The organism is Stutzerimonas chloritidismutans (assembly GCF_020783375.1).
GTDB classification, from domain to species: Bacteria; Pseudomonadota; Gammaproteobacteria; order Pseudomonadales; family Pseudomonadaceae; genus Stutzerimonas; species Stutzerimonas kunmingensis.
Genome location: NZ_CP086067.1, coordinates 511,621 through 524,174, shown reverse-complemented (window position 1 = coordinate 524,174; position 12,554 = coordinate 511,621). Strand labels below are relative to the sequence as shown.

The 12,554-nt window shown below is 64.2% G+C and carries 12 protein-coding genes; 2 read left to right on the top strand and 10 right to left on the bottom strand.

Annotated elements, in window-relative coordinates:
- Nucleotides 1-33 precede the first annotated feature (33 nt).
- Nucleotides 34-1,563 carry an AhpA/YtjB family protein gene (locus LLJ08_RS02355; RefSeq protein ID WP_228208122.1) on the top strand — a complete coding sequence of 510 codons (1,530 nt, stop codon included), beginning with the start codon at nt 34-36 and terminating at the stop codon, nt 1,561-1,563.
- 150 nt (nt 1,564-1,713) lie between these two features.
- On the opposite strand, the gene LLJ08_RS02350 is transcribed toward LLJ08_RS02355, so the two are convergent.
- The 10 genes from LLJ08_RS02350 to LLJ08_RS02305 all read right to left on the bottom strand — a co-directional run bounded on the left by LLJ08_RS02350 (nt 1,714) and on the right by LLJ08_RS02305 (nt 11,555).
- Nucleotides 1,714-2,421 (bottom strand): PqiC family protein, encoded by a 708-nt coding sequence (locus LLJ08_RS02350; RefSeq protein WP_023444897.1) that lies wholly within the window; start codon nt 2,419-2,421, stop codon nt 1,714-1,716.
- Between the two features lie 183 nt (nt 2,422-2,604).
- Nucleotides 2,605-4,857, bottom strand: a complete 2,253-nt coding sequence (gene parC / locus LLJ08_RS02345; protein WP_228208121.1) for a DNA topoisomerase IV subunit A — start codon at nt 4,855-4,857, stop codon at nt 2,605-2,607.
- On the bottom strand, nt 4,857-5,240 hold the full coding sequence (locus LLJ08_RS02340) for a bleomycin resistance protein (protein WP_031297512.1): 384 nt from the start codon (nt 5,238-5,240) through the stop codon (nt 4,857-4,859). The genes parC and LLJ08_RS02340 overlap by 1 nt, the downstream gene beginning before the upstream one ends.
- Nucleotides 5,237-5,770: a retropepsin-like aspartic protease family protein gene (locus tag LLJ08_RS02335; protein ID WP_228208120.1), complete on the bottom strand. Its 534-nt coding sequence runs from the start codon at nt 5,768-5,770 to the stop codon at nt 5,237-5,239. Before LLJ08_RS02335 ends, LLJ08_RS02340 begins: the two co-directional genes overlap by 4 nt.
- Nucleotides 5,767-6,750, bottom strand: a complete 984-nt coding sequence (locus LLJ08_RS02330) for an esterase-like activity of phytase family protein (protein ID WP_228208119.1) — start codon at nt 6,748-6,750, stop codon at nt 5,767-5,769. The genes LLJ08_RS02335 and LLJ08_RS02330 overlap by 4 nt, the downstream gene beginning before the upstream one ends.
- Nucleotides 6,747-8,633 (bottom strand): DNA topoisomerase IV subunit B, encoded by a 1,887-nt coding sequence (gene parE, locus LLJ08_RS02325; RefSeq protein WP_228208118.1) that lies wholly within the window; start codon nt 8,631-8,633, stop codon nt 6,747-6,749. Before parE ends, LLJ08_RS02330 begins: the two co-directional genes overlap by 4 nt.
- 153 nt (nt 8,634-8,786) lie before the next feature.
- Entirely contained in the window at nt 8,787-9,392 is a 606-nt protein-coding gene (locus LLJ08_RS02320; protein ID WP_228208117.1) for a YqiA/YcfP family alpha/beta fold hydrolase, read from the bottom strand.
- 137 nt (nt 9,393-9,529) lie between these two features.
- Nucleotides 9,530-10,342 (bottom strand): 3',5'-cyclic-AMP phosphodiesterase, encoded by an 813-nt coding sequence (cpdA, locus tag LLJ08_RS02315; protein ID WP_228208116.1) that lies wholly within the window; start codon nt 10,340-10,342, stop codon nt 9,530-9,532.
- 152 nt (nt 10,343-10,494) lie between these two features.
- Nucleotides 10,495-10,941, bottom strand: coding sequence for a DUF1249 domain-containing protein (locus LLJ08_RS02310; protein WP_228208115.1), 447 nt, complete (start codon nt 10,939-10,941; stop codon nt 10,495-10,497).
- The gene (locus LLJ08_RS02305; RefSeq protein ID WP_003301651.1) at nt 10,938-11,555 is read right to left on the bottom strand and encodes an NUDIX domain-containing protein; all 618 of its coding nucleotides are present in this window, start codon (nt 11,553-11,555) and stop codon (nt 10,938-10,940) included. The genes LLJ08_RS02310 and LLJ08_RS02305 overlap by 4 nt, the downstream gene beginning before the upstream one ends.
- Nucleotides 11,556-11,771: 216 nt before the next feature.
- Between LLJ08_RS02305 and LLJ08_RS02300 the strand changes: the two genes are divergently transcribed.
- On the top strand, nt 11,772-12,509 hold the full coding sequence (locus LLJ08_RS02300) for an RsiV family protein (protein WP_041015872.1): 738 nt from the start codon (nt 11,772-11,774) through the stop codon (nt 12,507-12,509).
- Nucleotides 12,510-12,554: the final 45 nt, after the last annotated feature.

Here is a 12,554-nt window from a genome sequence, read left to right as displayed (position 1 = left end):
TCGGCAATTTCCCGACGAGAAGAGCCGCGCTCTGTGAACCGGCCCGCATCCGTAAAGCCAGACAACTTCTTCCTCATGCTCTATCGCGCAGTACGCCAGCATCGCGTGCCGCTGGTGTTGCGTATTGCCAGCCATACGCTGCTGCTGGTGGCGCTGGCGCTGATCATCTACGCGTGGGTGATCGGCATGCAGTTCAAGCATGCCATGGAGCAGCAGGCCGATGCCCTCGGCCAGAGCCTGGTCACCCAGACGGCCGCCTCGGCCACCGATCTGCTGGTGGCCAACGACATCCTCAGCCTCAACGTGCTGCTGAGCAATCTGGTGAAGAATCCGCTGGTCGCTCACGCAGCGATCTACAGCGTGGACAATCGCGTGCTCGCCGAGTCCGGAACCCGGCCTCAGCAGGGCCTGCTCGGGGACGATAACGGGCTTTACTCGACACCAATCAGCTTTCAGGAAGTGATTGCCGGGCATCTGCGCGTGAGCCTGGACATGCAGCAGTTTCAGCAGCCGATGACCATCAGCCTGCAGAGCATGGGACTGCTCAGCCTGATCCTGCTGGCGTTGACGCTGATGCTGAGCCTGCGCCTGGGCCGGCAATTGGCGACGCCCTTGATGCAGCTGCGCCTGTGGCTGCGCGACCCGGACGACCCCGCCCCGGGTGCCGGACGGCAGGACGAGATTGGCGACCTTGCGCGCCAACTGCAGTCACGCCTGGTGCCGGAGAAGCCTGAGGCGGAGCTTGACCTGAGCGATACGCTGGACGACGACTATTTCGACCAGAGTGACGAACACAGCATTGACTCACGATCCCCCGCAGCGCAACCGGAGCGCTTCGATATCGAGCTGGACGACGAGTCACATCGCCCACGCGGCTTTTCCGCGAACGCTGATGACGACGTGCAGCAGCTGGACGACGACGTCCCGTTCGAGCTCCCGTCACTGGGTACCCCGAGCGTACAACCTCCTACCCCGCCGCAACCTACTCGCAGCGCCGTGCTGGCCATCCAGCTCGGCGGGCAGGAACAATTGCGCCGCTTGCCGCGGCCGCGCCTGACCGAACTGCTGCAACGCTATCGAGACTGCCTGCAACAAGCCGCGACGCTTTACCAGGCCGAGCTGCACACGCTCAACGATGGCAGCAGCCTGATGTTGTTTCATAGCCAGGACGACGAGCAGAACTACCTCACCCACGCGATCTGCTGCGGCGAACTGATGCGTGCGCTGGGCCATGCCTTGCAGATCGACGTCGCCGACAGCGGCATCACGCTGCAACTGCAGCTCGCCCTGACCCAGGGCGATGGCCTGTTCGACCTGAGCCAGGGCGACCTGCTGCTCAGCCAGCCGGCGCAGGCTGCGCTGGATATGTCGCTGCACAGCCGCAACCTGCTGCTGGTAGAGGGCAGCATCAGCGAGGACCGGCTGATTCAGCAGCGCGCGCGTATCCGCCCGATTGCCAGCCCGGAAGGCGCCTGCTGCGTCGAGCGCCTGCTGGACCCATACCCCTCGCTGTTGGAACGCCAGCTGACGCGCATGCACGAACTACGCAGCCGCACCCACTGACGCAAGCCGTACGGTCGCTATCAAACGACCGTTGACCTTTGACCTTTGGTCGAGCCCGCAGTCGCAACCAGCCCGAGAAAACGAAAAAGCCCGACCAGATCACTGGCCGGGCTTTTCAATGCGCTGGCTGCAACAGCAGCCGCGACAGAGTCAGAAGCGGAACACTTCCATATCCGTACGAATGGGTTCGGCGGCCGGGATGCGCGGTGCCGGCGCCTCGGCAGACTTGCTTACCTGTGGCTTGGCAGGGGCAACCTTGGGTGCGGTCTTGGCTACCAGGGTAGGTTCGACCGCATCGGCGACCATCTCGCTCAGGCGCTGCAGCAGAACGCTCTGCGCCCGCACTTGGTCGCTCGCGCTGCCCTGGTGCTCCTCCTGCAGGCGCACCAGTCGACTGCCCAGGTGCTTGCCCGCCTTGTCGCGCAGACGCCATTGCGCCTCGAGTACCGCCGGGAATTCGGGGCCGGAATCAAGGCGCGTGATGGACAGCTCGATCTGCACTTCTGGCGTAAAGCCTTCGTCGGCCGGGCCAAGCACCAGGCTCTGCGTATCCAGACGCCAGGCCAGCTGGCGCAGCAACACCTGCTCGACGTCGGCCTTCAGGCTGCCCGCCCAGTGGGCGCGCTGACCGTCGACGGCCAGGCTGCCGTCAGCCAGACGCTGAAGCAAGGCGTCACGCTGCAGATAATCGGCAAGCGTCACCGGTGCCAGCAGCACGGCGGCGCCATCGGTTCGCTCAGGCACTTCAGTCGTACCGCTGTCCAGTCGGTACATTGGTGCAGGCTGCAGGCCGATGCAGCCTGTCAGCCCCATGCTGGCCAGCAGCAAAACAGTCGGAACACGCAGCAAATTCTTCATTACCGTCATAACACCAGAGTTCAGGCCGCTCGCGACCATCAGATCGCCAATGCCTCGTGCATATGTCTCGCCGGACAATCGACTCCGCCGACGCGAAAGAAAGCACCGGGCAACATGCCGCAGGCTGGAAAGGCCGCTATCTTCCGTGAAAGCGGCCTTCGATTCCAGCGCCAATACGTTTGGTCATGCTTCGACCAGCAAGCCTTCGACGCGCTGGAAGCCTCGTGGCAGCTTGTTGCCGCGCCTGCCACGTTCGCCTTTGTAGTGCTCCAAATCCTCGGCCTTGAGCGACAGCGTGCGCTTGCCCGCCTGCAACACCAGTGTCGCACCGGTCGGCAACACGGCGAGATCGACCAGATACTCCTCGCGGCTCGCGACCCGCTCGCCGGGGATGCCGATGATCTTGTTGCCCTTGCCCTTGCCCAGCTGCGGCAGATCCCGCACCGGGAACACCAGTAGACGGCCCTCGGTCGTCACTGCAGCCAGCCAATCCTCCTCGCGACTGGCCAGCGGCCGCGGCGCGACGACCTTGGCGCCTTTCGGCAGCGAGAGCAGCACCTTGCCCGCCTTGTTCTTGGCCTGCAGGTCTTCGCCTTTGACCACGAAACCGTAGCCGGCGTCCGAGGCGATCACGTAGAGCGCCTCATCATCGGGCAGCATCACGCATTCGAAACTCGCGCCTGGCGGTGGCGTCAGCCGGCCGGTGAGCGGCTCGCCCTGGCCTCGCGCCGAAGGCAGCGAGTGCGCCGCCAGCGAATAGCTGCGCCCAGTGGAGTCGATGAACACCGCATATTGATTCGAGCGCCCGGCCGCAGCTGCCTTGAAGCCATCTCCGGCCTTGTAGGACAGCCCGCTGGCATCGACATCGTGGCCCTTGGCGCAGCGCGCCCAGCCTTTATCGGAGATCACCACGGTCACCGGCTCGGACGGCAGCAGCTCGTTTTCCGACAACGCCCGCGCCTCGGCACGCTCGACGATCGGCGAGCGGCGATCGTCGCCGTAGGTTTCCGCGTCCTCGATCAGCTCCTTGCGCACCAGTTTCTTCAGCTTGGTTTCACTACCCAGCAGCGCCAGCAGCTTCTCGCGCTCCTTGGCCAGCTCGTCCTGCTCGCCGCGGATCTTCATCTCTTCCAGCCGCGCCAGCTGACGCAGGCGGGTGTCGAGGATGTAGTCGGCCTGCAGCTCGGAGAGCTCGAAGCGCGCCATCAGCACCGGTTTGGGCTGATCTTCGGTACGGATGATGTGGATCACTTCATCCAGATTGAGGAAGGCCACCAGCAAGCCTTCCAACAGGTGCAGACGCCTCTCGACCTTGTCCAGGCGGAACTGCAGGCGACGGCGTACCGTACCGATGCGATAGGTCAGCCACTCGCTGAGCAGGGTGCGCAGGTTCTTCACCTGTGGGCGACCATCGAGCCCGATCACGTTGGTGTTGACCCGGTAGCTGGACTCCAGATCGGTGGTGGCGAACAGGTGCTGCATCAGCGCTTCGACATCGACCCGGTTGGAGCGCGGGATGATGACGATGCGACAGGGGTTCTCATGATCCGACTCATCGCGCAGGTCGGCGACCATCGGCAGCTTCTTGGCCTGCATCTGCCCGGCGATCTGCTCGAGCACCTTGGAGCCGGACACCTGGTGCGGCAGCGCGGTGACCACGACGTCGCCGTCTTCGACACGGTAGACGGCCCGCATGCGAACGGAACCTCGACCTGTCTCATAGATCTTCAGCAGGTCCGCACGCGGCGTGATGATCTCCGCCTCGGTTGGGAAATCCGGCCCCAGCACATGCTCGCAGAGCTGCTCGACACTGGCGCTCGGCTCGTCGAGCAGACGTATGCAGGCGCTCGCCACTTCACGCAGGTTGTGCGGCGGCACATCGGTGGCCATGCCCACGGCGATGCCGGTGGTGCCGTTGAGCAAAAGGTTGGGCAGGCGCGCCGGTAGCGTCGCCGGCTCGTCGAGGGTGCCATCGAAGTTCGGCACCCACTCCACCGTACCCTGCCCCAGCTCGCTAAGCAGCACCTCGGAATAACGCGACAGCCGGGCCTCGGTGTAACGCATGGCGGCAAAGGACTTGGGATCGTCCGGCGCACCCCAGTTGCCCTGACCATCGACCAGCGTGTAGCGATAACTGAACGGCTGCGCCATCAGCACCATGGCTTCGTAGCAGGCACTGTCGCCATGCGGATGAAACTTTCCGAGCACGTCACCGACGGTACGTGCAGACTTCTTGTGCTTGGCGTCGGCGCCCAGGCCGAGTTCGCTCATGGCATAGATGATGCGCCGCTGCACCGGCTTCAAACCGTCGCCAATATGCGGCAGTGCGCGATCCATGATCACGTACATGGAGTAGTTGAGGTAGGCCTGCTCGGTGAAATCGGCGAGGGAGCGACGCTCCACGCCGTCCAGGCTCAGGTCGAGGGATTCGCTCATCAGCAATTTTCTTCAGCAAAGGATGGATGACTCACGGCTGGTTGCTCGCCGAACTTGAGCAAGTTGCCGTGGGCGTCGATGACATAAAGTTCTTGCATGCCCCAGGGCTGCATAACGGGCGCGTCCAGGACCAGGCCACGCTGACAGAACTCCCGGTACAGCGCCTGGCAATCGCCGGTACGTATGTAGCAGGAGGTGTTCTCGGCAACGTGGCGCTCCGTGCAAAGCCAGAAATGCAGCTGCGCACCGTCGCGCTCCACGATCAGGTAGTCAGTGGCCTGCAGCACGACCTGGAAACCCAGATAGGTCGTGTAGAAGCCGCGGCTTTCATCGAGATTCAACGAAGCCAGGACAGGCACCGTGGACTGTATGAGCGCCCTCATCGGTCTTGCCCCTGAGGTAGTTGCTGGCGCAGCACCAGGGTGCCGGCACGCTGGGTGAATTCAAGCTGCTTCAGTGCGCTCATACCGAGCAGCACCTGTTCGCTGCGAAAGCCGGGGGCGACGATGGCACGCACGTCGTGCAGGCGGATGTCTCCCAGATCGAGGCTCGACAGCACGGTGCGATAGCCGGTGGTCTGGCCATTGGCGGTGTGCAGCATCACCGGCGCGCCGCGCTCCAGTCCCAGCCGTTCGGCCAGCTCGGCCGGCACCGCGACATCGGTAGCACCGGTATCCAGCAGAAAAGTGACCGGCTCACCATTGATCCGCCCACTGGCAACGAAATGGCCTTGCACATTGCCGGCCAGCTGCACTTCGATCTGCTCGCCCTGCAGCTGCGAAACCGGCTGCCGATTGGGGTTTAGCCGATCCTCCTCCCAAGCGGCGAAAAAGCGGGTAGCCAGGAACAGTCCGACGCCCCAGGCGAGCACCAGCATCACGCGCCCGGCACGCCGCCCGGCGGCCTGGCTCACGGCTTCGCACCCCAGCCGCCATCAGGCGCGGCAAAACGCCAGACGATCGGGCGCTTTTCGCCATCACCACGGGCCTTACCGTTGTTGTCGACCCCGATCCACGCGCCTTCGGCATCGATCCACAGCGCCTCGGCGTTGCCAAAGGGCTCAGCGTAGCGGCGATCCTCGGTCAAGGCCTCCTCGGCGAATGACCAGCAACGCTCCACCGCGCCAGTGGCCGGACTGCGACGACAGACGCGGTAGGCCGAGGGCTCGAGCACGAAAAGCTTGTCGGCGAAGAACGCCACCGCCGAGAAGCTCTTTGGCAGCGGCGCATCGCCCAGCGCAGCGGGCGGCAGCTGATCGCCCCCCTCGGCCATCAGCACGCAACCGCCCGTGCACTGCCAGCTGCTCTGCTGACGATGCAGCACCAGAAGACCGAGGCGCTCGCGTTCGGCCGCAATCCACATGCGCTCGGCCTTCGGATCGACGGCGATCCCTTCGAACAGCGCGTTGAAGTGCCATAGCATGCCGCTGGCCCGCGCCTGTCGTACCAGCGTATCGGGCAGGCGCAGCCATTCCGCCGAACCCGCTGGGCTGACCCGCAGCACGCCGACATGGGCCTCACTGACCACGTAGCGGTTGCCCAGGCTGTCACAACTCAGACCTTCGAAATCCAGCTGACCACCCCGCACCTGGCCACTGACCCAGGCGCGCATGCGCATGCCCCAGGGCAAGCCGCTGTCCGGTGGCGGGGCCGCCTCGAAACGCTCGGGCTCCGCCTGCCAGGGCGAGACGCTGGTATCCAGACGATAGAGAACGTCGTCCTCGCGATCGGAAACGGCCCACAAGGCATCGCCGCACCAGGCCATTCCGGACAGGTTGCCACCGGTTATTCCGGCCACCGGGTGCTCGCCGAGCAATTTCAGTTCGGGCGCCGGCTCGCTGGCCCAGAGCGGTGCCGAAGCCAGACTCAGCAACGCCAGCCAACGGCGGATCAAACCAGCACCTCGGCCAGATTGCCCTTGGACTCGAGCCAGCTCTTGCGGTCGCCGGCGCGCTTCTTGGCCAGCAGCATGTCCATGATCTCGCGGGTGCCCTCGAAATCATCCAGGGTCAGCTGTACCAATCGACGCGTGTTGGGGTCCATGGTGGTCTCGCGCAGTTGCGGCGGATTCATCTCACCGAGGCCCTTGAATCGGGTGACCTGAGGCTTGCCGCGGCGCTTCTCGGCGACCAAGCGCTCGAGGATGCCGTCCCGCTCGGCCTCGTCCAGCGCGTAGAAAATGTCCTTGCCCAGATCGATGCGGTACAGCGGCGGCATGGCGACATAGACATGGCCGGCCTCGACCAGAGGGCGGAAATGCTGAACGAACAGGGCGCAGAGCAACGTGGCGATGTGCAGGCCGTCTGAGTCGGCGTCGGCGAGGATGCAGATCTTGCCGTAACGCAGCTGGCCCAGATCGGCCGCGCCCGGATCGACGCCGATGGCGACGGCGATGTCGTGGACTTCCTGGCTGGCCAGCACTTCGCCGCCGTCGACTTCCCAGGTGTTCAGGATCTTGCCGCGCAGCGGCATGATCGCCTGGAACTCCTTGTCCCGCGCCTGCTTGGCCGAGCCGCCGGCCGAGTCACCCTCGACCAGGAACAGCTCGGCGCGCATCGGGTCCTGCCCGGCGCAGTCGGCCAGCTTGCCCGGCAGCGCCGGGCCCTGGGTGATCTTCTTGCGTTCGACCTTCTTGCCGGCCTTGAGGCGGCGCCCGGCGTTGCTGATCGCCAGCTCGGCCAGTTGCATGCCCAGCTCCGGGTGGGCATTGAGCCAGAGGCTGAAAGCATCCTTGACCACACCGGAGACGAATGCCGCGGCCTCGCGGGACGACAGGCGCTCCTTGGTCTGCCCGGAGAACTGCGGCTCCTGCATCTTCATCGAGAGGACGAAGGCGATGCGCTCCCAGATGTCTTCCGGTGCCAGCTTCAGCCCGCGCGGCAGCAGGTTGCGGAATTCGCAGAACTCGCGCATGGCATCCAGCAAGCCCTGGCGCAGGCCGTTGACATGGGTGCCGCCCTGGGCCGTTGGAATCAGGTTGACGTAGCTCTCCTGGACACTCTCGCCACCTTCCGGCAGCCACAGCAGCGCCCAGTCCACCGCCTCGGTGTTGCCCGTCAGGGTGCCGACGAAGGGCTCGTCGGGCAGGCGCAGGTAATCGCTGACCGAGTCGACCAGGTACGAACGCAGGCCGTCCTCGTAGTGCCACTCGACCTTCTCGCCGCTGCCCTTGTCCTCGAAGCTGACGCTCAGCCCCGGGCAGAGCACAGCCTTCGCCTTGAGCACATGCTTGAGGCGGCTGATGGAGAATTTGGGGGAATCGAAGTATTTCGGATCGGCCCAGAAGCGCACGCTGGTACCGGTGTTGCGCTTGCCGACGCTGCCGATGACTTCCAGGTCAGTGGCCTTGAAGCCATCGGCGAAGCTCATGCGGTACTCGCTGCCGTCGCGCTTGACGGTCACTTCGACCCGCGTCGACAGGGCGTTGACCACCGAGATGCCGACCCCGTGCAGACCACCGGAGAACTGGTAGTTCTTGTTGGAGAACTTGCCGCCGGCGTGAAGCTTGGTGAGGATCAGCTCGACGCCCGGCACACCCTCTTCCGGGTGGATGTCCACCGGCATGCCACGGCCGTCGTCGATCACTTCCAGCGAATTGTCTTGATGCAGGATCACCTGAACCGAGCGGGCATGGCCGGCGAGGGCTTCGTCGACGCTGTTGTCGATGACTTCCTGGGCCAGGTGGTTGGGCCGCGAGGTATCGGTGTACATGCCCGGGCGCTTGCGCACCGGGTCGAGGCCGGAAAGAACCTCGATGGCTTCTGCGGTATAAGACATCTGTCTGGCACTGTCCTTATGTTCTGAATGAATCAGCCCTTGCGGGCAGCGAAAGTCTGCGCAACGCCGGAATGAAATGGCCGGTCCGCGTTCGCGAAACCACCCTGACCGCCGACCAGCCGCGCTAACGTTGCGCCGCGCATCAGCATCCCTTCAGAGCCGATCAAGCCATGCCTGCGGCTCGAAGCCGGCAAAGGCCAGCAGCGCCGGCAGACGCTCGGCAAATCCCTGGAAGCCATGGTCGCCACCGGCCTGAATGCGCAGTGCACAGCCACGATAGAACTGCGCGGCGTCACGGTAATCCAGCGTCTCGTCGCCCGTCTGCAGCCAGACCTGATAGCGCTCGGCATCCTGTGGTGGCGCGGTTTCCAGTTCCGCCAAGGCGGTTACATGATCGTCGGTGAGGTCCCAGACTTCCCCGCTATACAGATTGGTCTGCGGTCCAAGATAACCGTCGAACCGGCGGTGCGGTGTCACGGCCGGATTGATGAGCAATGCCTTGAGGCCATGGCACTCGGCGAGGTGCGTCGCATAGTAGCCGCCAAGCGAGCTGCCGACCAGCAACGGCCGGCCAAGCTCGGCCAGGCATGCTTCGAGTTGGGCGATGGCCTGACGCGGATGATGGTGCAGCGCGGGGACCCGCAAGCGTTCGGCCATGCCCAGTTTCTCCAGCGCAGCGGACAACTGGCTGGCCTTCTGCGAGACCGGTGAGCTGTTGAGACCGTGGATATAGAGAATCGAAGGTGAATAGCTGGACATGGATACAGTTCGTAGGAAAACCGCAAGGCTACAAGGCACCTGCCGCCGTCTGCAAGCAGGCCGGCGGCATGATGGGGTGGACTCGGGGTATCTGCTGGCAAGTACCGCCAGCGCGTGTCACTGCGCGCAGAGCCGCGTTAGTAGCCCTTGACGCTGTAGTCGATCTCGAACTCGATACCGCTGACCCGGGAAACTCCGGTTTCCAGCTGCCCATCGGCATATAGCCGCAGCCAGCGATAACCCGGCGCGACGTTGTCGACCTGAAAGTCTTCGCTCTGCGGGGCGAACTGCACGCCGGTCGATGGCGACGCCAGCAGGCGTACGTCGTTACGCCAGCTATCGAACTCCTGGTGGATATGACCCCAGAGCAATGCACGCACGTTGCGGTGACGATCCAGCACCTCGAACAGGGCGTCAGGATTGCGCAGCCCGATGGTATCCATCCAGCGGCTGCCGATGGACACCGGATGATGGTGCAGACAGATCAGGTGGTGATGGTCCGGCGCCTCACTCAGTGCACGCTCGAGCAGCTCCAGCTGATCGTTGCGCAGCATGCCGAACACCGAGCCCGCCACCAGCGTATCGAGCATCACCACACGCCAGCCGCCGATCTCCAGCACCGGCTCCATCAGCGCACTGCCACGGCAGGCCTCACGCATTGCTGCCAGCTCGTCGTGGTTCCCCGGACACCAGCGCGCTGGTGCTTCGATGCGTTCGGCAAGCCGGCGGAACCGCTGGTAGGACGCTACCGAGCCATCCTGCGACAGGTCGCCGGTGGCAAGGATCAGGTCGATGCGCGGCTGCTCGTCGATGGCCAGCTCGACCACCTGCTCCAGGCTGTCACAGGTATTCATGCCCAGCAGCTTGCCGTCCGCTTCGGCAAACAGATGGCTGTCGGTAAGCTGCACCAGCAGAACCGAATCTTCAACAGTCAGGGACGCACCAGGCAATGCCCTTCTCCTTGAGCTAAATCGCAACGGAATTATGGTAGGTGCCCGGCAGGGGGGTAAACCTCGGGATGTGGGCTTGGATCACAGAATAGCGCTGCGCATCCAGGGCGGATCAAGCGCAGTATCAGGCTATCAATGCATGGCGCAACGGGTCAGAGCACCGGTTCCAGCTCGTGCCCGCAGGCCAGACAGTGGCCCAGCCATTCGCCGAGGAACAGATTGAGCTGGTTCTTCTCGTCCGGCTGGTGCATCTGCGCGTTGGGGTAGTGGTAAATGCCACGAAAGCGCCGCGCGTTTTCGGCACGAACCACTTCGGCCATGCGCGCGTCGTGGTAGACGCGCACTTCCATCTTCGGCACCGGCAACCAGCTCAGGCAATGCTCCTGGCTCACCCGCACGGTGGTGGTATAGGGGCAGCTCTCCAGTACCTCGAGCACCAAGACGCCGAGCAACAGGTCACCCTGGCTGATCGCGATGCGCCGCGCCTCGCTACCGCTACGCATGCCCGGCAGCAGGCGCATCAGGCGCAGGTAATTGGCCTCGCAGGCCGACTGCAGCTCGAGCAGGTCGACTCGGTATCGCTCGCGCGTCTTTCTCATGTCCACGCCCCCCGCACCTGCTCTCGATTCAAGGCCAGCCACTGCAGTGCAATGATGCTGGCCGCGTTGTCGATACGACCCTCGTTGACCGCGCGGAGTGCCTGCTGCAGCGGCCAGACATGCACGCGGATATCCTCGCCTTCCTCGGCCAGACCGAAGACGCCTTGTGCGCCTTCGCTGTCGCAGCGACCGATGTAGAGATGCACCTGTTCATCGCTGCCGCCCGGGGACGGGAAGTACCGGGTGATCGGCCACAGCTCGCCCAACTCCAGACCGGCTTCTTCGACCGCCTCGCGCCGGGCCACCGCGTCAGGTGACTCGTCCTTGTCGATCAGCCCCGCCACCAGCTCGATCAGCCAAGGGTTCTCGACCTTGCCCAGCGCACCCACGCGGAACTGCTCGATAAGCACCACCTGATCGCGCTGCGGATCGTAGGGCAGCACGCACACGGCGTCATGCCGCACGAACAGCTCGCGACTCAACTCCGCGCCCATGGCGCCGCTGAACTGGCGATGACGCAGGTGCAGGCGTTCCAGCCGGTAAAAACCGCTGAAGCATTGCTCTCGTCGGAGGATCTGGACATCATCCGGTCCGGGCTTGAAGGTCTCGCTCATCGGGTACTACTCATATCGGTTTGAACCGCGCCTTACGTGACGGCGGGCGACTGCAACCGTCACAACGTGAGCGGCTTCGTCGCCATCCTAACGCGGCATCGTCGCTGGCGCAGCCCTTTGCAGACCACCGTAGCCGAAGAAAGCTCCACCTGCAGCGCCGCACGAACTTCAGGTGTCTTCGGCAATCGAAAGCGCACTGCCATGCCTGGACCAACCATGAATCGAACCGCCTCCATCCGCACTCTGATCCTGCTGAGCAGCCTTGCCGTGCTGCTGAGCGGCTGTCAGCACCTCGCCTCCGAAAGCCCGGTGGAGGTGCGCCAGAACCTCACCGAGCAACGCCCGCAGGGCTGCCAGGGCGAAGACTGCCCGCTGGTGAACATCGACACCCTGACCTTCACCGACGAACCCGAACTGAACAGCCTGATCGACGCGCGCCTGCGCCGGATGACCATCAATGGTCCGGATGATCGCCTGCCGGATTCGCTCAAGGGTTATCAGCAGCAGTTTCTACGCACTGCCGAGCCGGGCTGGAGCAGCTACCTGCAGGCCAAGCTGCGCGAGCAGCACGGCGACATCCTGGTCGTCGAGCTGTCCAGCTATCTGTATATCGGTGGCGCCCACGGTATGCCCGGTCGCGGCTTCATCAACTACGACCGAGAGGCCGATCGGGAATTACGTCTCGAAGATCTGCTGATCCCCGGGCAGGAGGGCAGCTTCTGGCGCGTTGCGCGCCAGGCCCATCAACGCTGGCTGGTGGAGAACGGCCACGCCCAGGACGCCGAGTTCACCGGCTTCTGGCCCTTCCAGCAGACCGCAAACATCGCGCTGCTGAAAGACAGCGTGTTGCTCAAGTACGACGTGTACAGCATTGCGCCGTACTCGAGCGGGCACCCTGAACTGTTCATCCCCCATGAACAGCTGGAAGGCATTCTGAAGCCGGAATATCTCTGAGGATACGAAGCGGGCCGGTAGATGCCAGCCCGCTTCGGGTCGTCT

Excerpts from the sequence above, each read along its gene's own strand:
- LLJ08_RS02350 (WP_023444897.1), bottom strand. The coding sequence starts at position 2,421 with ATGAAGAATTTGCTGCGTGTTCCGACTGTTTTGCTGCTGGCCAGCATG.
- parC (WP_228208121.1), bottom strand. The coding sequence starts at position 4,857 with ATGAGCGAATCCCTCGACCTGAGCCTGGACGGCGTGGAGCGTCGCTCC.
- LLJ08_RS02340 (WP_031297512.1), bottom strand. The coding sequence starts at position 5,240 with ATGAGGGCGCTCATACAGTCCACGGTGCCTGTCCTGGCTTCGTTGAAT.
- parE (WP_228208118.1), bottom strand. The coding sequence starts at position 8,633 with ATGTCTTATACCGCAGAAGCCATCGAGGTTCTTTCCGGCCTCGACCCG.
- LLJ08_RS02320 (WP_228208117.1), bottom strand. The coding sequence starts at position 9,392 with ATGTCCAGCTATTCACCTTCGATTCTCTATATCCACGGTCTCAACAGC.
- LLJ08_RS02310 (WP_228208115.1), bottom strand. The coding sequence starts at position 10,941 with ATGAGAAAGACGCGCGAGCGATACCGAGTCGACCTGCTCGAGCTGCAG.
- LLJ08_RS02305 (WP_003301651.1), bottom strand. The coding sequence starts at position 11,555 with ATGAGCGAGACCTTCAAGCCCGGACCGGATGATGTCCAGATCCTCCGA.
- LLJ08_RS02300 (WP_041015872.1), top strand. The coding sequence starts at position 11,772 with ATGAATCGAACCGCCTCCATCCGCACTCTGATCCTGCTGAGCAGCCTT.